Source organism: Paenibacillus sp. ICGEB2008, from assembly GCF_000307675.1.
GTDB lineage: Bacteria > Bacillota > Bacilli > Paenibacillales > Paenibacillaceae > Paenibacillus > Paenibacillus polymyxa.
This window is the reverse complement of the sequence record NZ_AMQU01000014.1, coordinates 72,333-95,896: the sequence shown is the minus strand read 5'-3', so window position 1 is coordinate 95,896 and position 23,564 is coordinate 72,333. Positions and strand designations below refer to the sequence as shown.

At 45.8% G+C, this 23,564-nt stretch carries 17 protein-coding genes, 2 pseudogenes and 1 riboswitch; of the genes and pseudogenes, 6 read left to right on the top strand and 13 right to left on the bottom strand.

The window, feature by feature from the left end; genetic code table 11:
- Positions 1–60: 60 nt before the first annotated feature.
- Positions 61–966, top strand: a complete 906-nt coding sequence (locus tag C400_RS0113565; protein ID WP_016820037.1) for a LysR family transcriptional regulator — start codon at positions 61–63, stop codon at positions 964–966.
- 5 nt (positions 967–971) lie between these two features.
- Here C400_RS0113565 and C400_RS0113560 read toward each other — a convergent pair whose 3' ends face one another.
- Together C400_RS0113560 and C400_RS0113555 are read right to left on the bottom strand one after the other, a co-directional pair.
- Positions 972–1,649 (bottom strand): potassium channel family protein, encoded by a 678-nt coding sequence (locus tag C400_RS0113560; RefSeq protein WP_013372875.1) that lies wholly within the window; start codon positions 1,647–1,649, stop codon positions 972–974.
- 18 nt (positions 1,650–1,667) lie between these two features.
- Positions 1,668–3,008: a TrkH family potassium uptake protein gene (locus C400_RS0113555; RefSeq protein ID WP_016820036.1), complete on the bottom strand. Its 1,341-nt coding sequence runs from the start codon at positions 3,006–3,008 to the stop codon at positions 1,668–1,670.
- A gap of 400 nt (positions 3,009–3,408) precedes the next feature.
- Positions 3,409–3,561, bottom strand: a riboswitch (cyclic di-AMP (ydaO/yuaA leader).
- Positions 3,562–3,822: 261 nt separating this feature from the next.
- Here C400_RS0113555 and C400_RS28585 point away from each other — a divergent pair.
- Positions 3,823–5,552, top strand: a pseudogene (locus C400_RS28585) (CPBP family intramembrane glutamic endopeptidase).
- On the opposite strand, the gene uvrC reads toward C400_RS28585, so the two are convergent.
- The 4 genes from uvrC to C400_RS0113530 form a co-directional block, all read right to left on the bottom strand.
- Complete coding sequence (gene uvrC / locus C400_RS0113545; protein WP_017427298.1) at positions 5,521–7,623, bottom strand: excinuclease ABC subunit UvrC; 2,103 nt, start codon at positions 7,621–7,623, stop codon at positions 5,521–5,523. The pseudogene C400_RS28585 and the gene uvrC sit on opposite strands and share 32 nt — an antisense overlap.
- A 159-nt stretch (positions 7,624–7,782) precedes the next feature.
- Positions 7,783–8,100 carry a thioredoxin gene (gene trxA, locus C400_RS0113540; RefSeq protein WP_010347861.1) on the bottom strand — a complete coding sequence of 106 codons (318 nt, stop codon included), beginning with the start codon at positions 8,098–8,100 and terminating at the stop codon, positions 7,783–7,785.
- A 125-nt stretch (positions 8,101–8,225) separates the two neighbouring features.
- Positions 8,226–9,173, bottom strand: coding sequence for a primosomal protein DnaI (gene dnaI, locus C400_RS0113535; RefSeq protein WP_016820033.1), 948 nt, complete (start codon positions 9,171–9,173; stop codon positions 8,226–8,228).
- A gap of 98 nt (positions 9,174–9,271) precedes the next feature.
- Entirely contained in the window at positions 9,272–10,789 is a 1,518-nt protein-coding gene (locus tag C400_RS0113530; protein ID WP_016820032.1) for a DnaD domain protein, read from the bottom strand.
- Positions 10,790–11,133: 344 nt separating this feature from the next.
- On the opposite strand from C400_RS0113530, the gene hemQ reads away from it, so the two are divergent.
- Entirely contained in the window at positions 11,134–11,913 is a 780-nt protein-coding gene (gene hemQ, locus C400_RS0113525) for a hydrogen peroxide-dependent heme synthase (RefSeq protein WP_017427297.1), read from the top strand.
- A 193-nt stretch (positions 11,914–12,106) separates the two neighbouring features.
- On the opposite strand, the gene C400_RS0113520 is transcribed toward hemQ, so the two are convergent.
- From C400_RS0113520 to C400_RS0113505, 4 genes and pseudogenes are all read right to left on the bottom strand, one after another.
- Complete coding sequence (locus tag C400_RS0113520) at positions 12,107–13,273, bottom strand: ABC transporter permease (protein ID WP_017427296.1); 1,167 nt, start codon at positions 13,271–13,273, stop codon at positions 12,107–12,109.
- The gene (locus tag C400_RS0113515; RefSeq protein WP_017427295.1) at positions 13,270–14,607 is read right to left on the bottom strand and encodes an HlyD family secretion protein; all 1,338 of its coding nucleotides are present in this window, start codon (positions 14,605–14,607) and stop codon (positions 13,270–13,272) included. Before C400_RS0113515 ends, C400_RS0113520 begins: the two co-directional genes overlap by 4 nt.
- Positions 14,608–14,721: 114 nt before the next feature.
- A complete protein-coding gene (locus tag C400_RS0113510; RefSeq protein WP_017427294.1) occupies positions 14,722–15,228 on the bottom strand; it encodes a MarR family winged helix-turn-helix transcriptional regulator in 507 nt (168 codons plus the stop codon).
- A gap of 135 nt (positions 15,229–15,363) precedes the next feature.
- Positions 15,364–16,555: pseudogene (locus tag C400_RS0113505) on the bottom strand (NAD(P)/FAD-dependent oxidoreductase).
- 236 nt (positions 16,556–16,791) lie between these two features.
- Here C400_RS0113505 and C400_RS0113500 point away from each other — a divergent pair.
- Positions 16,792–17,796: an NAD(P)/FAD-dependent oxidoreductase gene (locus tag C400_RS0113500; RefSeq protein WP_016820026.1), complete on the top strand. Its 1,005-nt coding sequence runs from the start codon at positions 16,792–16,794 to the stop codon at positions 17,794–17,796.
- A gap of 159 nt (positions 17,797–17,955) precedes the next feature.
- Here the strand turns inward: C400_RS0113500 and C400_RS0113495 are convergent, their stop codons facing one another.
- Both C400_RS0113495 and C400_RS0113490 read right to left on the bottom strand, forming a co-directional pair.
- Positions 17,956–18,099, bottom strand: coding sequence for a sporulation histidine kinase inhibitor Sda (locus C400_RS0113495; RefSeq protein WP_007431918.1), 144 nt, complete (start codon positions 18,097–18,099; stop codon positions 17,956–17,958).
- 283 nt (positions 18,100–18,382) lie between these two features.
- Positions 18,383–19,039, bottom strand: a complete 657-nt coding sequence (locus tag C400_RS0113490; protein WP_017427293.1) for a YheC/YheD family protein — start codon at positions 19,037–19,039, stop codon at positions 18,383–18,385.
- 219 nt (positions 19,040–19,258) lie between these two features.
- On the opposite strand from C400_RS0113490, the gene C400_RS0113485 reads away from it, so the two are divergent.
- A complete protein-coding gene (locus C400_RS0113485) occupies positions 19,259–20,794 on the top strand; it encodes a Ppx/GppA phosphatase family protein (RefSeq protein ID WP_017427292.1) in 1,536 nt (511 codons plus the stop codon).
- Here C400_RS0113485 and ppk1 read toward each other — a convergent pair.
- Positions 20,754–22,862: a polyphosphate kinase 1 gene (gene ppk1 / locus C400_RS0113480; protein WP_016820023.1), complete on the bottom strand. Its 2,109-nt coding sequence runs from the start codon at positions 22,860–22,862 to the stop codon at positions 20,754–20,756. The genes C400_RS0113485 and ppk1 overlap by 41 nt on opposite strands.
- Positions 22,863–23,169: 307 nt before the next feature.
- Here ppk1 and C400_RS0113475 point away from each other — a divergent pair, with 307 nt between their 5' ends.
- Positions 23,170–23,415 (top strand): hypothetical protein, encoded by a 246-nt coding sequence (locus C400_RS0113475; protein WP_016820022.1) that lies wholly within the window; start codon positions 23,170–23,172, stop codon positions 23,413–23,415.
- The last annotated feature ends 149 nt before the right edge of the window (positions 23,416–23,564 follow it).

Below are 23,564 nucleotides of genomic sequence, written 5' to 3'. Positions count from 1 at the left end.
AATTGCAATATACGTATTAATTATTATGTCTTTTTTGCATATAGAGAGGAAGTGGAAGATTTGTTTGAGGATTTGAACGCTTTTGCCGTCATTGTCGAGCAGTCCAGCCTGAATAAAGCCTCCAAACTGCTGAATTTGTCCCAACCCGCCCTGTCCCGCAAAATTGCCAAGCTGGAGGAAGAGCTGGGTGTCCATCTCTTTGATCGTCGGGGCAAACGGCTCGAAATTACATCGACTGGCCGATTTGTATATACTTTCGCGCTGGAGCAACGGCAACGTCAGCTTCGCTTCTTACAAAAGCTGTCCCAGCACAAAAATGAAGCCCAGAGCATGCTTACACTGGGCGCAAGTCTTACGACACTCCAAACGACGCTGCCTACCCTCGTCGAAGCTTTCATGAGCAAGCATCCTCAGACTGAGTTAAAGCTGCTCACCGGCAAGACGCATGAAATCGTTGCCTTTGTACGCGACAAAAAAGCAGACGCCGGCGTTGTCGGGTCTGCCATTCATGAAGCTGGACTGCGTTGCATTCCGTTATTTGACGATCATTTGGAGCTAGTCGTCCCCATCGGACATGAGTTAACTGTCAAGACAGGAACGGCTTCAATGAAGGACTTGCAAGGATTGCCGATGATTATTTTCTCCAAAGGAACCTGGTACCGCAGTCTGACGGATGACTTGTTCCAGCGTAGCGGCATTATGCCGGATATCCGCATGGAAATCGACTCCTTCGAGGCGATTGTACGCCTGCTTCCCACCTGCAAGGCATCCGCTTTGCTGCCCAAATCCTATTTGCGCAGCGAACTGCTGCGAGATAATGGACTTACTGCATTGTACTTGCCTGATTTGAAGGAGACACGCCGAACGACCTCCCTCATCTACTCAGAAACGGCCGATCTCGGCCCAACAGCACGACGCTGGATTAGCGAGACACGCGCATCGTTTGCAGGCTACCGTATGGTATAGAGGATTTAACCCTCTTCATTGACATTAACGACCTCATCCTCAAAGCGGCCGATATTATCATTGGAGCCGATAATGACCATAATATCGTCTGCTTTCAGCCGATCCATAGCTGTCGGTGCGATCAAGATACCATTCGCCGTATGAAGCGCCACGATGCTGCAACCAAAGCGGGTGCGCGCATTTAATTCTGCCAACGTTTTGCCATTCAGACATGCAGGCACATTAAGTTCTACAATGCTGTATTCCTTGGACAGCTCCAAATAATCGAGCAGATTAGGCGTGACCAGCTGATGCGCTACTCGAATACCCATATCCCGTTCCGGATAAATGACTCGGTCCACCCCAAGCTTCTCTAACGCACGCCCATGCAGCACAGATATGGCTTTGGCTACGACTTTTCTCACACCCAGCTCCTTCAGCAAAATGGCGGTCAGGATGCTTACCTGAATATCATCACCAATCGCAACAATGCCGCAATCGAAATTACGTATGCCGAGTGACCGCAACGCATCCTCATCTGTAGCGTCCGCCACGACAGTATGTGTCAGAATCTCACTCATACTGTCCACAACATCCTCATTCCGATCAATGCCCAGCACCTCGCACCCCATATCCACCAATTGCAAAGCCAGGCTTGAGCCAAACCGTCCCAAGCCAATGACTACAAACTGCTGCGTTTTCATATCTACTCGAAAACTCCCTTACCCTATAATTATTTTACCTTCTGGATGACGATACAATTCCTTACCCTTTTTCGGTCCCAGTGCATAAGCTAGCGTGAGTGGACCCAGCCTGCCTGCAAACATCGTCAGAGTAATCACCAGCTTGCCTACAACTGTCAAATCAGGTGTAAGCCCCATGGACAGTCCTACCGTACCAAAGGCAGACACCGTCTCGAACAAGATCATCAGAAAATGATGATCTTCGGTTGCGGACAGAATCATCGTCACCCCAATCACGAACAGCAACCCCAGCAAGGTAATAGTCAAAGCCTTATAAATGCGTGCCTGCGCAAGTCGGTACCGGAACAGCACAATGTCTTCCCGTCCCCGCAGCATCGAAAACACCGCTCCAATGAGCAGAGCAAATGTAGTGGTCTTAATCCCGCCTCCAGTGGAGCCAGGCGAAGCCCCAATAAACATGAGTATGATGATAAAAAACTGCGTAGCCTGCCGCAAGCCTGCAATGTCCAGCGTGTTGGCACCTGCGGTGCGAGGGGTAACGGACTGGAATAAAGAACCCAGCAGTTTACCACCCCAATCAAGCGAGCCAAGCGTCTTCGGATTCGTAAACTCAAATACAAAAATGACAAGCGTCCCGACGACAATCAGAGCAGCTGTCATGCTGAGTACCACCTTGGTATGCAAGGACAGTCTCTTACGCTTGCGATAATCTGCCAGGTCAGACATCACTACAAAACCAATACCACCCGAAATAATGAGAAACATGGCTGTAAAATTAACAATCGGATCATATACATAACCTGTCAGGCTACGAAATTCACCGAACAAATCAAAACCAGCGTTATTAAACATGGAAATGGCATGCCAGATTCCAAAATAAATCGCCCTGCCGACAGGCATATCAAATGACCAGCGAATCGAAAAAATAGCTGCACATACGCCCTCAATCATCAGCGAGTACCATAGCACCTTGCGGATCAATCCGACAATTCCTTCGACAGAGGTCTGATTCATCGCTTCTTGCAAAATAAGGCGCTCCCGCAAGGAAATCCGACGCTTGAACACCAGCGCGATCAAGGTAGCCATAGTCATAAAGCCAAGTCCGCCAATCTGAATCAGCGCAACGATGACAATTTGACCAAAGGTTGTAAAAAAGAGCCCTGTATCCTTAACGACAAGCCCAGTTACACAGGTCGCGGAAGCGGCAGTAAACAAAGCGTCTATAAACGCAAGTGGTTTTCCTGTTGTATTAGAAATGGGCAGCATTAACAATAAACTACCTATTAGAATGATAATGGCAAAGCCTGCAACGAATATTTGCGGTGGAGAAAGCCGAAGCCAGCTTGCATTGGGATTCATTTATTCATCACTTCTCCTCCTTGGTGAACTATGAGCATGGAGATCGCTCAGCTCATAAAATCACCAATTCTTTTCAGTTTCTTTTATAAATCAGAAAAGTATCCGCAAAGCGGGATACTTTTGCCTTTCAATACTCACTACACTTTATACGTAACTACCTCATGGAACGTTTGATGACTTTAAGGCGGGCAGCAGCGAAGCGGTCCATTTGAATCTGGAGAAGCGATAGCGCTCGCCTTTGACTCTGAATTTTACCCGTATCAAGGTCTAGAAAATCAAAAAAAATTCAGTGGCAACAGCGATTGGAAGATCAAATGGAACGCGCAGCGTCCTTAACTCAGCAAACTTTTATTCACACTTATACACACAAAAAAAGACACCGGAAAACCGAGTGCCTGACTTGGTTCCTGCCCACAGCCTACGAGGTTAGCTGACGGATTCGGGCAGCACAGTATGCCCTATTTACACTTCCGGTCCATCAGGATCGGCTGTAAAATTCACCCCAGTAACATGGTTCCCCCGTTTTCTCACAGAAATTCGGCTTAAATGTATGTCATTACCCATATATTTCATAGGCATTGCCTCAAGATTATAATCCTTCTCTATCCAGATCACAAAACCGATTTCGCCGAAAAAACGTGAAATTGGCTTTAATTTGCGATTGGGCATCGCTTAATCACAGCTTATCTAATTTTATTAAAACTTTAAAGTGCTTTCACTCTGTTTTCATGAATATCGCTGGTCTGTTGGCGGGAACCTGTGCAGTATGATATCTTTAATGGATGTTCTTATTTACAGATTAAGGAGGAAACTCATGAATCCTATCGGGAAACCGGTCGTGCTCACGGCCAACTTCAAAAAATTAGGCTTGCTGGGCGGGGTTGGCCTGATTTGCTTTTTTATCTTTCAATTGCTTATTCCCTCGCTTAGCAATCCAAGTCCGGAATCATTGATGAATGCAAAGGTCATCAGCAAACAAGAAGCGATCGTACACGCATTGGACTTCGCCCGTTCTGAGCTGGGCTATACGGAATCACAGCCAGAGAAGCCTGTCGTGACCTATCAGGCTGAAACAGATTTGTACGGTTATTTATCCAGAGAAAAACTGCTTCAAGCGTACGATCGTACATGGAAAAAAAATTATCCTTATGAAACCTTTCGGGTTGATTTGCCTGACTCCTCAGCGAAGGGCAAGCTGCAAATTCATGTGGATTTATCCACTGGGAAGGTCGTTAGCTTTAAGCGGATCACCTCCAGCACCAATTACACACAGGCTGATGTTTCTACAGATGAACAAGCACGAAGCAAGCTTGTACGTATAGCTGAGGGCGACATGACGCTTGAAGCTAAGGAACAGGCTGCAGCAAAATGGATCAAACGCTTTGGCTTTAATCCATCGGAATTGAAGCTTGCGACCACTGAGGGGGAAGGTGGATTAAAATATACCGTGGACGAAAAGAAAATCGGCGCCTCGGTCCTTACGCTGGCTTTTACCTTTGAAGATGGGGATGTTCGCTCATTTACCCAAAGCTTTTCAGCCCCTTCGTCTTATACCGACTATGTTAAAAATCAAACATACTGGGCGAATTGGATGACTTATGCGGGTTATGCCCTATTTAGCTTTGTCCTGGGTGTACTTGCCATTGTGTATGCGTCACTCACCCGACGACATACTTCATTTGTACGCGGTATTGTTCTGTCCATTGTTTATTTTATTGCTAGTATAGCTGGGACCATGAACATGCTGCCTTTATTACAGGCTGAAGCAGGCAGTAAGGGCATGCTTATATTTCTTATGGTATTCCAGGTCGGTGTTACCTTCTTCATGGCTGTAGCTCTCTACTTCTCCTTGGTTGGTGGTGACGGCCTTATGCGTCAGGTTGGACTCAATGCATGGCCACGGGCCAAAGAGCCCGGCTACGGGCTGTATGTGCTTCGCAGTATGTATGTCGGTTACTTGTGGGCCTTCATTTTACTCGGCGTACAATCCATTTTGTTCTTTGTACTGGAGCGTACATTTAATACGTTCTCCACTACAGACGCCACGCAATCCCCTTACAATATGGCTTATCCATGGCTACTACCGATTATGGCCTGGATGGCAGGTATTGGAGAGGAGACTGTTTACCGTCTATTTGGTATTCCGATGGTAAAAAAAATAGTCAAAAATACGTTTGTTGCTTGTCTGATTACTACGCTTATTTGGGCACTGGGACATACGCTTTATCCAATCTATCCAGTGATTTCAAGACCTATTGAGCTGACTTTTCTTGGTTTGCTGTTTAGCTTCGTGTTCCTGCGTTACGGCTTTATCGCTGCCATGTTCAGCCACGTTATTTTTGACAGCATATTAATGGGGCTTAGTGTGATCAGTTTGGGAGACACCGTGAATGTGAGCGCCGGTTTATTCTGGATCTTACTTCCGGCTATTGTAGGCTACATCATTTACTGGTTTAGTCCTAAAAAACCTAATCGAATCATGTTTGAACCCGTGAAAAAGAGGAGCCGTATTCTACGACTCCTCCTCCCGAAGGGCAGCTATAATCTGACGAGCAAGTTTATCCCCAATAGAGAGAGGCCGGAAGTCTTCGACGCTGGCCTCTCTTATTTTTTTGAGCGATCCAAAATGCTTGAGCAGCAATTTACGCCGTTTCTCTCCAATGCCCGGAATGGAGTCCAACTGGGAAGTTACCATAGATTTGCCGCGCTGCTCACGGTGAAATGTAATGGCAAAACGGTGAACCTCATCCTGAATCCGTTGCAGCAGATAAAATTCCTCGCTGTTGCGTGCAAGTGTTACGGCCTCAAATGTATCCCCCATCAGTAGTTGGGAAGTTCTGTGTTTGGCATCTTTCACCAAACCACACACAGGAATAAACAAGCCCAACTCATTTTCCAATACATCGGTTGCCGCTTTAATTTGTCCACGCCCGCCATCGACAATGATCAAATCGGGACGCTCTAGATTTTCCTTCAGTACACGTTCATATCGGCGCCGAATAACCTCACGCATCGTTTCATAATCATCTGGTCCCTGCACAGAACGGATCTTGTATTTTCGATACTCTTTTTTGGCAGGCTTACCGTCAATAAAGACGATCATGGCCGACACTGGATCGGAACCCTGAATGTTGGAATTATCGAACGCCTCTACCCGATGCAGACTATCCAGCCCAATGGCACGTCCCAGATTGCTTGCAGCTTTGGAGGTCCGTTCCTCATCCCGCTCGATCAGTTTAAACTTTTCATCCAAAGCAACACGTGCATTTTCCGTCGCCATCCCCGTCATTTGCTTTTTCAGCCCGCGCTGCGGCACAAGTACCTTTACATCCAGCCATTCAGCCAAAGCGAGAGCTGCCGTCGTTGGGTCCTCTAATCCACCGGATAGTTGAGTTTCTGTTTCTGTTTCTGTTTCGGGTTCTTTTTCCCCGGCTGCTTGGTCACCAACTGGGTCTTGAATCGTTCCTTCTGCATAAGCTGCTCTTGCTTCGGCTACCCGCAGTGGGTCAGCAGAACGGTCTGACTCCGTTTGCACTGCTTCCTCATCTGTAATGCTGGCAGTCTCAGCTGTGATCGCACTGTAAAGTTCAGTTTCTGCTGCAATCGGTTGATCGACATCAGCCGATTTTGCCTTTATCAGCTTAGGAGAATCCGGTAATAATATTTCCTGCGGTACTGCCGGGTTGTCACTGTAATATTGCGTCACATAGGACATAAAATCACTGTAAGCTTCACCGTAGAAAGGAAAAGTCGACATATGGCGCTCGATCATTTTACCCTTGCGGACATATAAAATCTGTACACACATCCAGCCCTTATCTACCGAAAAGCCGAATACATCTCGGTCCTTCGCATCAGATGTGGTGATTTTCTGCTTTTCCATCATCGCGTCGATGCTTATAATCTGATCGCGCAGCTCTTTGGCACGCTCAAAGTACAATTCCTCTGCGGCCTCCTGCATTTTACGCTGGAGGTCCTTTTTAATTTCCTCATGTCCCCCGCTCAAAAAGGAACCGATCTCCTGACTGATCTGATCATATGTTTCCTTCTCGACCTCTTTTACACAAGGTCCCAAGCATTGATGCATGTGATAATACAGACACACTTCTTTTGGCATCACACCGCACTTGCGTAACGGATACATACGATCCAGCAGCTTTTTCGTCTGATGTGCCGCGTAGGAATTGGGGTACGGTCCAAAATATTTCGCTTTATCTTTCAGAACGCGACGGGTTACCTCCAGCTTGGGGTGTGCCTCGTTCGTAATTTTCAAGTACGGAAAGGTTTTATCATCCTTCAACAGCACGTTATAACGTGGTTGGTGCTTTTTAATAAGGTTGCACTCCAGAATGAGCGCCTCCATATTGCTGCCTGTAACGATATATTCAAAATCACGAATATCAGCAACCAGTCGCTGCGTCTTGCCGTTATGGCTACCTGTAAAATAGGAACGGACCCGGTTTTTCAACACTTTGGCCTTGCCGACATAAATGATGGTGCCTTCGCTGTTCTTCATCAGGTAACAGCCTGATGCATCCGGCAGCAATGCTAATTTGTGCCGTATGTTCTCCAGCGCCTTCTCCTGGTTCTGCAAGTCCTCCGCATAGGATTTCATTCGCCCGGTTCCTCCTTCCATTCTTAATGACTGCTCAACTTACTACTTATATTATATAGGAATAATGCACAAAAACGCCCCCGGTATATATAACCGGAGGCATTGACTGTTCATGGCGCTCCACCAAGCCCCCGCAGGAGCATGGGTCACATTCCATGATTATTGGTGTTTAGTAAGCATGCTTTTCAATGCTTCTTTGGAGTTCAAACCTACCACTTTATCAACAGGCTGTCCGTCTTTGAAGACGATTAGGGTAGGAATACTCATCACGCCGAAACGAGAAGCAGACTCTGGATTTTCATCCACGTTCACCTTCGCGATTTTGACACTATCGCCAACTTCTGTAGACAGATCCTCCAGAATTGGAGCGATCATTTTGCAAGGACCGCACCATGGCGCCCAAAAATCAACCAAAACGGTTCCTGTGCCTTCGACTTCTGCGTTGAAGGATTGATCGGACACGTTAACAATTGCCATTGTATGTTCCTCCTTTATAGAAAAGTCAAGATTATTATAACCTGTAATGTCTGTTTCGACACCTTTTAATTATATCACAATAGTCTTTTAATTGTAAGATATCAAAAGAGCAGACGAATGAACGCTTACCCTCGCTGATTTTTCCCCTTGACGGTAATGACATCCACAAAAGGACGAATCCGGTCCATCAAGCGTTGTCCCTTGTACATTTCCTCTCCGTCTTTGCTTGTAAAGCTAAGATGCTTCTCTAGCCCTTGCAGTGAGTAATTAGAAGTATAAAAGGTCGGTTTACGGTTCATTCGGTAATTCAAAATGGAGCCCATTACATGATCCCGTACCCATGGACTCAAATTTTCAGCACCAATATCGTCAAATACGAGCAGATCACAATTTTTAAGCATTTCGGTCGTTTCCTTAAGCTTCTGTCCATCCTGTATCATGGACTTTAAGTCCTCCACAAAATCAGGCATGTAGACAATCACACCGTTGAAACCCGACAGAGCCAACTCGTGCAACAGATAACCCATCAAAAAGGTTTTCCCCGTACCAAACGTACCTTCCAGATAGAGCCCTTTTTTTAATAAACCCTGACTTTTGGTTTCTTCAATATAGCGGAATACCTGATTGACTGCGGGCACGCGTTGCAAATCCTTACGTGCAATCTCAACAGCATTATATCCTTCCAACAACGCGCGCTCATCCACATAAAAGCTTTTAATTCGTTGACGCACTCGTTGTTCATGCTGGGAGGCAACTAGCTTGGCGCACGGGGTCCGAATGTCCACCATTTCCGCTGTTCCATTGGGATACTCCACGCCCAGCTTGCAAAAGTGACCCTGGAAATCGTTAGGACACTGTTCCAGTCCCGGACAGTTGTCGCAATTTCGGCGATCCCGGGTATACTGAAAGAGCATACTCATATTAAGTCGCAATTGCGTTTCGTCTACATCAGGATGTGCAGCACAAAATTCCTTCACCAGCGGATCATTTAGAACCTGATCGGCTACGCTGCGAGTACGTTGGCGAAACGAAGGGTTCTGCATCTGCTGAAGCAAATCACCGAGTGATTCCAAGAATGCTCCTCCTTTCTAAAATGTGCAGAGTTATGGAGGGCGATTGACGCTTCGCTGCCGACCGCCATAAAGTCGACACATTATTGAATTGGCTTCCATTACACCTTTTTCTGTTTACCGGATTGCAGTCGTTCGGCCAGGCGAAGCAGTTCATCCAATTCCTCCTCGGATACGGATTCCTCGGAAGGCTGATCTTGTACGATCGGAATAGACGGCTTGGCAGGCCCATTGTTTTTGGCATACGTGCGGGATCTGCCCCCGGAGGAAGAAGCAGTAGACTGTTTTCCTTTTACCTTGGCTTGATCCCTTATATATTGAACGGCTTTTTCGTAAGTGTTTACCTGCTTTAGCAGCATGTTGGAGGCAACGGCCTCGACAAAGTTGCGGTTAATCCGCTGATCGCTCCCCGATACGAGCAGTGACATTAAATAATGGATCAGCACATTGATGACTTCTCCAGGCAACTTATAGCTGATATCAATCTTCTCGAATATATCCAGCAGGTTACCGGGAACCGTGCCGGGGAAAAAGGTTTGCAGCAAACGGCGATAAGGCTCGTTGCGCAGCATCATATTATATTGGTGAATGTCACACTTGGCTGTGAATTGTGGGGGAACCTCTACATAAAATTCCATTTCCACAGCCTGCTCTGCAGGCGGCTCTTCAGGTGTGGAAGTTTCCCTCTGGCGCAAGGCAACCACCTTGGCAGCCTGCACCTGCTGTTCCTCCTGACGCTTCCGTTCCTGCCTGGAGTGTTGGCTAGCCCGAAGCTGAAGCTCGTCGAGCAATAAATCGCCTGCTTCGGTAAAAATGCCGTCCTCATCCAGCAAGCGACTGATATCCTGTACAGAGAGATCAAATTTACGGACCACGTAATTGACCATACCCAGTTGCTCGTGTTCAAATCGAAGACGCTCCACGTGCTTGCGATTGGCGGATTCACGCGGAAAACGAAGAATAATATCTGCATAGTTCAATGCTTCCTCCGATTCGGACGCTAATGCTCCAGTCTGGCGGCTCGTGGATACTTCGGACAGCGCTTGTTCCAGCTCATAATCTATAACATGGGTGTTCAGCTCAAACAGCTCATAAAACGGAACCGATATATTCTCTTTATTATGGGAAGATTGCGACCATTCGCTAGATTCCCTGCTCCACAACGATTCTCTCAGAGAAAGCACTGCAAACTTACCGATTTTGTCTCTCAACAAAAGGGTAAGGTGCTGCGTTCTGAAAAATTCAGCAGGTGCGAGCGGTGGTTGCATCTCATATTCATACATATAATCGTCCGTTTCGGGCACATACAACCTGGACGTCTGCAACAGACCGACAGCCTCCAGCTTGGAGGTCTGTTCAATCAAATACTTGCGTCCCTTCTCACTTGGCTCCAGTCCCAGTGTCAGAAAAAGTCGACGTTGCTGTTCCAACGGCGAATAACCAATCTGTCCGACTGGCACATGCTGGAACAACAGTCGATATAGACTGACCGCAAATGCGCCTACCATCGGCTGATAGACACTTCCCAGCATCAATTCATCCAGTGCGCTCAAGCCAAATTCCCGATAAACGCAGTAGCGGTGGTTCTCAGTATAGTGCAGCAGGTTTTTCATCCGCATTCCGACATTCTTCCTTTCCTGACATAACGTTCTCCAAGATGTTTTTCTATTCTATCATACTTGCCCTCGGGTGGGACCAACAAAATAAGGGCAATTGTCCTCCTTTTTGGCAGCCGTATTCGTCCGAGTTCTTCTTTTTTCGAGAATACTAACTATTTTATGACTTTTGTGACCTGCATCATGGAAAAATAATATTCTTCACACTTCTTTCATTGGTGAAAAGCTCCAAATTGAGCTACAATATAATGGTTAAACATCACGTATTGGATACAGGAACGATATACGGAAGTACACATATTTCGGCTAAGCCGATTACATTTACAGATCGTAAAGGAGTGTAGATCGTGAATCAACATCAACCTCAACAAACCCCAGCAACACCCAACGAAGTAACCTCCACACTGGAAGGCTGGTACGCGCTTCACGATTTCCGGTCCATCAACTGGACGGCATGGAAAACTGCAGACGATGAAGAGCGCGCGGGAGCACTGGACGAGCTTCAAGAGTTTATGAAGGAATGGAGCGTTACCGAGGAAGCAGGTCTGGGCAGCTCAGCTGTCTATACTGTAGTCGGACAAAAGGCTGATTTTGTTATGCTGCACCTGCGCGAAACGCTGGAAGACCTCAATAAATTGGAAAATGAATTCAACAAAACAACCTTCGCCAAATATACGACCAAAACGTATTCTTATGTAAGTGTGGTCGAACTGAGTAATTATTTGAGCAAGGAAGAAGATCCAATGGAAAATCCACAAATTGTCGCACGCCTGAAGCCTGTATTAAACAAGGCACGTTATATTTGTTTCTATCCAATGAACAAAAAACGTGATCTGGATGACAACTGGTACATGCTTTCGATGGACGAGCGTCGCACCTTGATGCGCAGCCACGGTTTAATTGGACGCAGCTATGCTGGCAAAGTAAAGCAAATCATTTCAGGCTCCATCGGCTTCGACGATTGGGAGTGGGGCGTGACCCTGTTCTCCGACGACGCACTTCAATTCAAGAAGCTAATTTACGAAATGCGTTTTGATGAAGTGAGTGCCCGATACGGTGAATTCGGTTCCTTCTATGTCGGCAGCGTTTTGAATGAAGAAACATTTGAAGACATGCTGAAGCTGTAAGACGCAGACATCAACTCTTTACTGAAAAAACCGAGGATTTCGTGAACTCCCACTTTCGGGACGACGGAATCCTTTTTTTATAAGATCTAAAACTATAATAATAGAAGAGAAAAGGCCCCCGCACGGGCGCCTGATAAAATGTATTTTTTTTTTATGATTGCCCAGGTAATAAACCAAGGAATAATAGCTCAGATTATTGCATCACCGGCTCCACCACTACGGATGTATTCTCACTTTTCGCCAGCTTTCTTTTCTCCAGAGCAATCAAAATAAAGATAATAAGCAGCAAACCACTTAGTAAGACCAAAAAGCCTCCCAACTCGGGAATAAAATATTTTAAGCTCCCACCTTTGGAGCCCATACCTCTCAAAAACTTGAAATGCCAGGTCAATGGGAGAATGTTACTTACATATTGCAGCGATGGAGGCAGCATAGCCACGGGCAATTGAGCACCGCTCAGTAAAAACGAAGGCAGTATAATTAGCATGAGGCGTGAGGAAGCTTTTCCAGGATTCGCAGCATTCCACCCTAAAACCATCGCAAACAAACTCAACGTAATCGTGTATAGGAAAAATGGAATACTGAGCTGCCATACATTCGCTTCAAAGCGTAATCCCCCAATTTGCTTAAGTAAACCAATGGACAGGTAAAAGGACACACATCCTACTAACGCATACGGTAACACCCTAAGAATCAAGCTATACGAATGCTGAAGCTCCTCTTTTAATCTTCCTTGCTCCCGCAATCGCGGGACGATTGTCAGTGCAGTAGCACCAATCAATGAAATCATGACCGTATTAATGAATCCCATAACCGAGGTCATCAAAGTAGCATTGGTAGGATTATATAACAGGCGCTGCTGAAGCAGCATATTAGAAGTAAGCCCTGTAACCTGGCTGTCACTCATTCCCATGCCCTTTAATCCACCCCCAGCCAGCATCGCATTTTCCGTCGCCATAATCTCTGTGACTGCCGAGCGTAGATTTCCAGTAGCCTGACCTACCGTATTATCCACATAAAAACCGATGTTGCTCTGAACTCCTTTGATCCTATTTTCCTCCAACCCAGCTGGGAGGTAAATCACCGCAAAAAACTTTTCATTATATAAGAGTAAATTCGGATCGGCTTCATTCTCTTGCACATGGCGTACATCAATATACTGCGATGCATCTAATTTATTAATAAGCTGTCGGCTATAACTGCTATGATCTAAATCGACTACAGCTATAGAGGCATCGTTAAGCTGATTATTTTTAAAAACAAATCCAAAGGCTAGAGCTACTATGATAGGAACGAGCAGCATAACAAAAACCATCTTACCGCTGATCAACAGCTTCCATTCTTCTATAAACGCCTTCATTTCGTCACAACCTCTACCGTCATTCCAGGTAATAATTCAGATGTACGCTGAACATCCACCCGTACTTGGAAGGAGCTTATATCCGACAGACCTTTGTCCCGACTCATTCTCATGTTGGTATACTGAGGAGCAGAAGTGATGTACCTCACCTTGCCTTGGACATCTTTATCTAAAGCTACAACGTGCGAAGTCACATTTCCCCCAGCTTTAAACTGTGACATGGAATCCTCACCCACATAAATATCGTAGTATAGCTGACTGGTTTCGATAACGGCGCCCGTTGCCCCCGTAGAAACGATCTCTCCCATTTTAGGTACAATACGCGACACCTTACCATCTGTGGATGCCTTCAGCACCATACGTCCCCGCTGTAATTCCAAAGTTTTGAGTTGAACACTTAATGCCTGCTTTTGTTGAGCCAGAAGATCCACATTGTATTCGCTATTCTTAACATCTTTTCGTGTTTGCGAGGTTTGAGTCAAGGCTTCCTTGGCTTTTTCTGTTTTGATACGAGCCTGCTGTCGTTCCTCAGCCGTTGCGCCAGCCTCCATTTTATCCAAAGCAGTTTGCTGCTGAGCGATCCCATTTCTAGCAATGTCCGATTGTTTGCTAGCCGCTGTAATCTGATTATTAGAAATTTCAACCTGATCCTTAGCTGTATCTAACACGATTTGGGCATTATCCAGTTGGTTTTTGGCGTTATCCAGTTCTGCTTTGGTTCCAGCTCCGGCATCATATAACGCTTTGATGCGCTTGTAATTCAAATTAGCCAAGTCCAGAGCCTGTTGTCTGGATGATACTGTTTTTTGCGCGATTTCCGCATTCCTTTTGGCTGTCTCTACTCCTGTCAGAGCTGCGTCCAACGATTGCTGTGCTGCTTCAATAGCCAGCTTTTGTCTTAGAATATCCTCCGCACGTGTTCCTTGATTTAATAAGGACTCTCCTGCTTGCGCGGCTTGAATGTCCAATTGTCCCTGTTTTTCTGAAGTTGAAATTTTCTCCGACTGATTTTGCAGCCCGTCTTTAGCCTGTTTTATTTTCACATCAACCTGTGCGATATCCGTTTTTAATTTCTCGATTTGCAAATCAAGGTCTACAGGATCAAGAGTCATGATTACATCCCCTTTTTTCACCTGTTGTTCTTCCTTCACCTCAATCGTGTTTACTCTTCCCCCTACACCCTGAAAAGCAACATTCACGGTATCTGCCGTAAGCAGTGTGTTTTTTTGTTGGGCTGCCATACTCACAGCATCCTTGCCGCTCATTGCCATCAGCGTACCTCCAATACCTAATGCGACAACAAGTAGCACGTACACAATGATCTTTTTATTCATTGCAACAAACTCTCCTTCATGATGATTTAACCAATGGTAGTTAAAAAATAATAGACAAAAAATAAATAAGGGACCTGATAGTACGACGTCTAACTATTTAAGCCAGGAAATTGATTATTCCCGTTTTATCCGCTCAAGTCCTGAGGAAAGCTTATATAATAACGTAGCAAATAGAATATGATCCTCCTGCGTAAATTCATTCATTAACTCCGAAAAAAGCTGGATGAACATCGGAATTTTTTCCGTCATTAACTGTTTTCCTTCGTCAGTCAAGGAGATCGCGGTCATACGTCGATCCGTCAGTGTACTTCTGCGGATGATGCCGTCCCGTTCCAGCTTATCAATTACGCTGGTTACTGTTGAACGAGTAACCCCTGAATATTCAGCCAGCTCTGATGGAGTCAATGCACGTTCATGTAAAAACAATGGCACTAAAATTTTCAGGTTGCCTACAGATAACCCATATTCCGAGAGTCTGGAAGACACTCCATTGTACACTTCATGTGCTGCCTGCACGAAAAGTAAGAACGTATTCAACGATTGGGAGTCCACATTTGGAAACTTTTCAGTCAATAAATTTATTCTCTTGGGATCGGCATTGATTTTAAAATCAGAATTCAACGTGAAGCTCCCCCTCTATAATTAGTAACCATACTATACGTCGTCGAATAGTTATGAGTCAATATCTTTTTTTCGTTCACCTAAATAAAAAAGGTCTCCAAGCTCCATTCAAGGAGTCATGGAAACCTTCTGACGTTAGAAAAACCGCCCTTTTTTCAGTACTAGTGGAATGCCGCCAATGATGAACAGATAGCGTAGATCCACAATTTTTTTCAACTGTGCAGCCACCCAGCCTTTGATTTTTCGTTTACCTACTACGGCGACAGCTTCGCCTTTTCCAAGGGATGCAACCGTACCCTTGTTGGAGAATACGAACTTGTGAAGCTCCTTTTTGCGGAGCGTAGCGGCCAGATTCTTGGCACAAAGTACCCCTTGCTGCATTGCAATTTGGGCAGTCGGTGGATAAGGGCGGCCTTCCGGATTAAACATCAGGGAGCTGTCCCCGATAATGAAAATATCATCATGACCCGGTGCACGCAGAAAATCGTCGATTTTCACCCTTCCACGCATCACTTCGAATCCGGCTTTCTCGATCAATCCGTTTCCACGGATTCCGCCTGTCCAGACGACCGTGCAGGCTTCAATTTTCTCACCTTCACCAACGATTACACCATCCTGCAGGCATTCCTTAATCGGGACTCCAATACGGAAGTTAACCCCTTTACGCTTGAGGACATCCATCGCATACTCCACCAGCTCAGGATCAAACCCTGGTAATGCTGTAGGAGCTGCCTCGACGTTAATGATTTGAATTCGGTTAAAATCGATGTCGTAAGCTTTAGCCAGCTGTGGCAGACGATCTGCCAACTCCGCTACAAACTCAATGCCACTAAAACCAGCGCCCCCTACGACGAAATTTAGGCGACCTGGCTTACCGTCATTTTTATACAGGGCCAGCTGGTATTCAATATGCTCTCGAATCAGGCGCACAGAGTTAATACTGCGAATCGTCAGTGCGAATTGATCCATTCCTGGAATACCGAATGTCTCCGGCTCCCCACCTAATCCGATGACCAAATAATCGTAGGATAGCGAGCCATCCTCCAGCACGACTTTTTTTCTCATTTGGTATGATTTCCTTCACTGTTCCTTTGACTAAATCCACCTTGAACTCATCGATTAGCTGCGCAATCGGAATCCTCGAATGCTCAATCGTATCCGTGCCTGCCGCAGGCATGTGAAGATGTGTCGTAATATAGTGGTAATCATGACGGTTGATTAGCGTGACAGTTGCCTCGTTGTGCTTGAGCTCCTTTTGCAATTGCTGAGCCGTCAATATACCGCCATATCCGGCGCCCACAATGACAATTTTGGGAATACTGCTCATGCTTCTACCCCTTCCGATATACATAATCATTCAATATTCACAGCTTTTCTCTTAACACGGTTAACTTATACTCACCGGAAAGTCTTCATCAAATATTAATCGCTTTAACTTTGCAAGAAGAACCCAGCAGTTTATAATGATAAGCAGTGAATCATACGTTCGGCGGCTATCTGAACCTCTATGCGGCTGATTCAATATCTACAATTCATACTATCCCTTTCGGAGGTGTTTTTAGAGTGACAGCTCAATCCACAGGTGCGGAGATCCGCGATCTGATCATAATTGGAGGCGGTCCAGCCGGTATTTTCGCCGCTTTTTACGGAGGAATGCGTCAGGCATCCGTCACCTTAATTGAAAGTATGCCCCAACTGGGCGGCCAGCTTGCAGCCCTTTATCCTGAAAAATATATTTATGACGTTGCTGGCTTTCCTAAAGTGACTGCACAGGAACTGGTCAACAATTTGGTTCAACAAATGAACCATTTTAATCCAGAGGTGCAGCTAGAAGAGAAAGTCGTATCGTTAGAGAAGAAAGAAGAACGCCACTTCATCGTCAAAACAGACAAAGGTGGCGAGTATCATGGTAAAGCGGTTATCATTACCGCTGGCGTGGGTGCTTTCGAGCCACGCAGACTGGAGCTTCCAGGTGCCGATCGTTTTGAAAAAACGAACCTGCATTACTTTGTCAGCGACCTGAGCAAATTTGCAGGTCGTAAGGTGCTAATCAGTGGCGGCGGTGACTCTGCTGTAGACTGGGCCCTTATGCTGGAACCGATTGCAGAACAGGTTACATTGATTCACCGCCGTGACAAATTCCGCGCGCATGAACACAGTGTCGAGAACCTCCTCGCTTCCAAAGTAAACGTGATTACACCAACGGAAATTGCAGAATTGCATGGGGAAGATACGATTACAAAGGTCACTCTTGCTCATGTAAAAACCAAAGAAACTCAGGAAATCGAAGTGGACGATGTCATCGTTAACTTTGGATTTGTATCCACACTTGGCCCAATTGCTGAATGGGGAATTGAAATCGAAAGTAACTCCATCGTGGTCGATTCTCGTCAGGAGACGAATATTCCTGGCATTTTCGCTGCAGGAGACATCACTACCTATCCAGGCAAGCTCAAGCTGATCGCGGTTGGTTTTGGTGAAGCTCCTACAGCAGTCAACAACGCCAAGGTCTATGTAGATCCAGACGCCAAGTTGTCTCCCGGACACAGCAGTAACATGAAATTGTAGTTAATTTAGACTATGACAAAAAAGGGTATTTTACTCCAGATTTGAACCTTTGGAGTGAAATACCCTTTTTCACGGTGTGCCTATTCGTTGCAGTGATTGTCCGTAAAGTCATCCGAACCCTGAATGACTTTACAGTCGCAGTACGAGAGCTTGTCCGGTCTAATGAAGGACTACGGCTGTATTCATCTCTAGATTTCTTTTGTGAATTTCAGCCAGCAACAGTGCAATGAAGTCACATTCAAGTTTAAGCTCGATTGCCATCTGATAGGAATCCAAAAGCATTTCATCCGTCAGCATAGCCATCCTCGACACAACCTTTCCTTTTATTTCAAAATCTATTCTATCAAAATACCAAAAACGGAACAAGCGTTCTATTATCCACAGTCAATTGTGGAAATCCTGTGTATAAATTGTTGGTAAGTGTCGTTAACCCTTATATGTGACAGGGGATAATGTGGACAATATTTATACACAGAATTTTGGCGATTAAACGCAAAAAAAAATTTTTTTTATGTTTATACAAATATATTATATTTAGCATCTTGTTAATAGATTATAATGGAAACTTTTTGAAGAAAACCTGAATTTATTGAGGTCTTGTGTTTACCTCTAAAATCCATACCCGTCCATTCCAATCAAGCCCGTAATCAAATCCCAGTTGTCCGATCCCGGGAAATCTTCTTTCAAGTATAGGAATACAGTGCTGTGTAAGTTCAACGATCTCCCGCCGCTTTCGTCTAGCTAGCCGTCGCGGATATATCATTCGAAGTGCCTCTGTTCCCTTCAGCAAAGTTCCTCCTTTGCACAGATTCGTTATGACCAGTCCGGGACGAGCATGACGCGCCACCACTGCACGAAACTCCCATTTTTCCCCTTCCTTTACGACTTTGACTCGATAGTCAACAGGTCTACCTTGGATACTTGCTAGTTGAATACCTTGCTGAATGAGATACGGACGTTGGATTCGGAGCTTATTGATTCCGGCCACAAGCGCTCTAAAATGGCTGAACCGATATGTTTGTTCCATACGCGTACAGGTGTAGCCGTTCCCCTCCTTTGCCACGCGCATGACTCCGACACCTCCGCCTCCTCTTACGGGTTTTATAAATACAAAAGCATGCCGCCGTAGCATTATGCGCAATTGTTCTTCACTATATAGACAGGTTTCCGGTATATAAACGGCGGTATGTGGATGATGGAGGAGCGCCTTCGTCTTTAGCCATTTGCTTGCAAGTTGTCTCATCTAATTCTCTCCTTTCGCCGTCAGCTATACTTATACATACTCAATAGAGGTGTGCTATTCTTGGGTGATTGTCAGGATCATGTGTCTATTTCGACAAGATCATGACGAACGGTAGCATGCACCGGACAACACTGGTACAATGACAATAATCTGAATACCATTTAGAACGGAGCAGTTAAATTTGCTGCAAATTGTTTCTTTCAACAAGGAGGTCAACTCATGAATAGCAAAATTGGCATCATGGACATTGGCTCAAACTCCATACGTCTCGTGATCTATGAAATGACAGAGACAGGTGCTTATCGAATTGTGCAGGAATGCAAAGAAGCTGCCCGACTGAGCGAAAAGGTTGGGGCCAACGGCCGTATGGAACGAGAAGCAATCCGCAGCATCGCTCCATTGCTACGCCAATTTATGGAAGTTTGCCGTATGCACGGGGTTGTTCGTATGCGTGCAGCAGCAACAGCGGCCATCCGCAATGCGGCCAATTCGGACGAAATTGTTCAATGGATTGCGGAAGAGACAAATTTAACATTGGAAATCCTGAGCGGGGAGCAAGAGGGCTATGCCGGTTTTCTAGGCGTAGTGAATACAATGAATGTGAGTGACGGCATTATTATTGACATCGGGGGCGGCAGTACCGAAATTACGCTGTTCCGGGATCGAACACGGCTGCATACAGTTTCATTTCCCTTTGGCGCAGTCAATATGAATTGGCGCTTTGGACGTGAGGTCAAGAATGGCGAATGGTCTCCTGGACAGATTGAAGAAATGGAGAGCTTTGTCCGTTCTTCACTGCAAAACCATGATTGGATCTTCTCCAATCCGGGTCTGCCGTTTATCGGGCTGGGTGGAACCCTCCGTACTTTGGCTAAAATCAATCAGAAACGGCGGGATTACTCGCTTCCTGTGACACACCATTACGAAATGACAATAGAAGATGTCGATTATTTTTATAGCAGTCTGCCTCATCTCCCCTATGAAAAACGCAAAAAAACAGCCGGCCTGTCCAAAGACAGAGCCGACATTATCGTACCGGGTCTCATTATATTGAAAACGATCTTTGAAGCTGCTCAAGGCTCCGCGTATTTGGTCAGTGGAGCGGGTCTGCGAGACGGCCTGTTTCATGAGCTAATCAACGCTGAACAGCCTGTGGTGGCTAATCCGCTCATCGCATCCATTCGCAATATCCTGTCGTTTGCTGTCCCGGTTAGCGAAGCGCATGTCAAGCGGGTTAACGAGTACGCCGTCCGACTCTATGACACTTTAGCTGAGGGACCCTCAATCGCTATGGACAAACGCTTGTTACTGACCGCAGCAACTCTTTACAAAACAGGCGCAGCCTTGAATTACTATCACTTCCGCCAGCATTCCGTGTTCTGGATCTTGCACGCAGGCATTGGCGGCTTATCTCACCGGGAAACAGTGCTAGCCGCGCTGATCGCTGATTACCACCCCAAAAACCGGACCCCCCGCTTGCTGCGCACACATGCAGATATTTTGGAGCCTTCCGACGAAGAACGTGTGCACCGGCTCGGCTCGCTGCTCCAGCTAGCAATCGGTATGGATCGTAGCGAATCCGGCATCATCTCCGGCATCCATCCCACGACAGGAGACGATGCGCTGCATATTCGCCTGGAAAGCAAGAGTGAACCGATTCTGGAGCAACGGGAGCTGGTGGCTGTCGCAAAAGATTTTCAAAAGGCCTGGAATCTTACGTTGTCGTGGTCCATTCTTCCTTCTTCCAGTTTTTAACCTTCATTGCTTCGAATTGGCTCCTGATGGGAGCCTCTTCGTTGTTTCTGGCTACAAATTGATAGCTGCCATTCGGCAGAAGCTGGCGTGCTTTTACATTATCCTTCAAGGATAAACGTAAAATATCCACTAGCATTTCTTTGATTCGGTCGTCATAAATTGGGCACATCAACTCAATCCGGCGAGTCAGATTGCGAGTCATCCAATCCGCGCTGGACAAGAATAGCTCCGAATGACCTGCATTTTCAAAGTAAAACAGTCTGGAATGCTCTAGGAAACGGTCGACAATACTGATAACCCGAATGTTCTCGCTAAAGCCCTCCACTCCAGGGCGTAAACAGCAGACCCCTCGAATGATTAAATCAATCTTCACACCTGCTTGAGAAGCCGCATATAGTTCATCAATCATTTCCTGATTGGATAAAGAATTAATTTTAGCAATAATACGGGCTGGCTTGCCTGCAAGTGCTTGCTCCGCTTCCCTGCGGATCAGGTCGAACAGCTTATTTTTCATTCCCGTCGGAGCTACGGTGAAAGCTTGCGGGGTCTTGAGCGCCGAGAAGCCCGTGATTTCATTAAACAGCTCAGAGGCATCCTCACCCAGCACCGGATCCGCTGTGAATAACCCGATATCCGTATATACACGCGCCGTACTTTCATTATAGTTGCCAGTTCCCACATGCACGTACCGTTTGAGCACATTACGTTCATGACGTACTATTAGAATAATTTTGGCGTGTGTTTTCAAGCCGACCAACCCGTATACTACATGACAGCCAGCTTTTTCAAGCGTACGCGCCCAAGCAATATTACGTTCTTCGTCAAAACGCGCCTTCAGTTCGACCACTACGGTCACCTGCTTGCCCGATTCGGCTGCACGTGCCAGAGCCGGAATGAGCTTCGATTCTCCATTGACACGGTACAGGGTCATCTTAATGGCCATCACATCCGGGTCCTCTGATGCCTCAATGATAAAATCAGTTACCGCATCGAACGATTCATACGGATGGTACACGAGCACGTCCCGTTTGCGAAGTACGTTAAAGATATCCTCTTGCGGAGGCAGTTCTTCCGGATACAATGGTTTGATTGCCGGAAATTTCAGATGCGAATACCCCTCCAAATGATCGGCAAAAGACGACAAAAACGTCAGATCTAACGGCCCGTCGATCTCAAATACATGATCGAACAGCTTGAATTCACGTTGAAGCTCCATCAGGGCAAAGGGGTTAATCCCTTTCTCTACTTCCAGTCTGACCGGTGCTCCCCGCCGTCTTCGACGTAGTTCTTTTTCAATTTCTTCGAGCAAATCTTCGATCTCTTCTTCATTAATGGACAAATCAGAGTTACGCGTAACCCGAAAGGCATGAACCGCCTCGGGGATATATCCAGAAAACAACGTTTGTATATGATGCTTAATCAGTTCCTCAATTAAAATAAATGATTTCTTCTTGCTATTGGAACGTAACGGCACCGAAACGACACGCGGAATATTGGAAGGCACCTGCACAATCGCAAAAAGCGGCTTATCCTCCTCCGTATCTCCCGGACGTTTCAAGACAACTGCCAAATATACGTATTTATTATGAACCAGTGGAAAAGGACGGCTTTGATCGACCGCCATCGGTGTAAGCACCGGAAATATAATTTCATGAAAATATGCATCCAGCGACTTACGCTGTGTCGTATTTAAGTCATTATATTCAAGCAGCAAAAGACCTTTTTTCGTCAATAGGCGAGAAATATCACGATAGGTCCGGTATTGCTCGGATACCATCGAGACGGTACGCTTGATCAGGCGCTTGTACAAACCGGAAGGGGTATAACCCGTAAAATCCTTTTGCATAAAACCAGCCTTGATCTTCTCGCGCGTCTCTGCAACACGAACAGCCATAAACTCATCCAAATTGCTGGACACAATTGCTAAGAATTTGGCTCTTTCCAGCAGCGGTGTATCTGCATCCTGAGCCTCCTGGAGCACACGACGATTAAATTCAATCCAGCTTAAATCTCGGTTAAAGTAACGTTCTGACCCGGCTTTATCCTTCTTCTGACTCTCTATCAACATATGGCCTCCATCAATTTCATGCAGTATAGTTACCCTTTATTGTACTATTAGATGAAACGCACTAGCATCACAGAAGTGTAAACGCAATGTAAAATGTGTGTAAACACACAATGGATGTTGAAAAGGTCAAACGGATGCTTTACAAAAATAGCATTAAGCGGTACAGTGTTTACGTCTGTTTCATAGAGTAGAATGACGAACCGTACCTTTTTCAGTTGATTAAGTTCATTATGATGTGTAATAACCACTTAGTAGCCACGTTCAATTGCTGATTTTCAAATGGCATGATATAGGGAGGATTTACATTATGGAACCCAAGAAAACGCCACGCGTACTGCAAAAAAACATCGAATTTTTTACCGCGGCGCTGTCTCAACACCTCGTTTCGGTCTGGCAAGAGGACCCAGCAGGCGTATACTGTGAGATAGGCTGTGGTTATATCGAATTGTTCAGCAGCGAGATGATTCGGGTGCGCAATCAGGATGGGACCCCAAGCCATTATGACCGCAATATCACCATGTTTCAGCTAATCACGAAGGATCAGCCGATATAATTATTATATGCTATGTCTGCGCTGTTCTTCCAGATTAGAATGGTTATATGTTTAATCTACCAATTTTCATATCTGTTGAATCTTGCAGTTTTCTCCGAAAAAGCGCCATAGAGCGCTTTTTTTTGTCGACTTTTTTTGAACATCATTTG

What these genes read in the sequence shown, in the direction of transcription:
- C400_RS0113560 (WP_013372875.1), bottom strand. Translation starts at nt 1,649, where the DNA reads ATGAAAACGCAGCAGTTTGTAGTCATTGGCTTGGGACGGTTTGGCTCA.
- C400_RS0113555 (WP_016820036.1), bottom strand. Translation starts at nt 3,008, where the DNA reads ATGAATCCCAATGCAAGCTGGCTTCGGCTTTCTCCACCGCAAATATTC.
- uvrC (WP_017427298.1), bottom strand. Translation starts at nt 7,623, where the DNA reads ATGAAATCCTATGCGGAGGACTTGCAGAACCAGGAGAAGGCGCTGGAG.
- trxA (WP_010347861.1), bottom strand. Translation starts at nt 8,100, where the DNA reads ATGGCAATTGTTAACGTGTCCGATCAATCCTTCAACGCAGAAGTCGAA.
- C400_RS0113530 (WP_016820032.1), bottom strand. Translation starts at nt 10,789, where the DNA reads ATGCGGATGAAAAACCTGCTGCACTATACTGAGAACCACCGCTACTGC.
- C400_RS0113520 (WP_017427296.1), bottom strand. Translation starts at nt 13,273, where the DNA reads ATGAAGGCGTTTATAGAAGAATGGAAGCTGTTGATCAGCGGTAAGATG.
- C400_RS0113515 (WP_017427295.1), bottom strand. Translation starts at nt 14,607, where the DNA reads ATGAATAAAAAGATCATTGTGTACGTGCTACTTGTTGTCGCATTAGGT.
- C400_RS0113495 (WP_007431918.1), bottom strand. Translation starts at nt 18,099, where the DNA reads ATGGCTATGCTGACGGATGAAATGCTTTTGGATTCCTATCAGATGGCA.
- C400_RS0113490 (WP_017427293.1), bottom strand. Translation starts at nt 19,039, where the DNA reads ATGAGACAACTTGCAAGCAAATGGCTAAAGACGAAGGCGCTCCTCCAT.
- C400_RS0113485 (WP_017427292.1), top strand. Translation starts at nt 19,259, where the DNA reads ATGAATAGCAAAATTGGCATCATGGACATTGGCTCAAACTCCATACGT.
- ppk1 (WP_016820023.1), bottom strand. Translation starts at nt 22,862, where the DNA reads ATGTTGATAGAGAGTCAGAAGAAGGATAAAGCCGGGTCAGAACGTTAC.
- C400_RS0113475 (WP_016820022.1), top strand. Translation starts at nt 23,170, where the DNA reads ATGGAACCCAAGAAAACGCCACGCGTACTGCAAAAAAACATCGAATTT.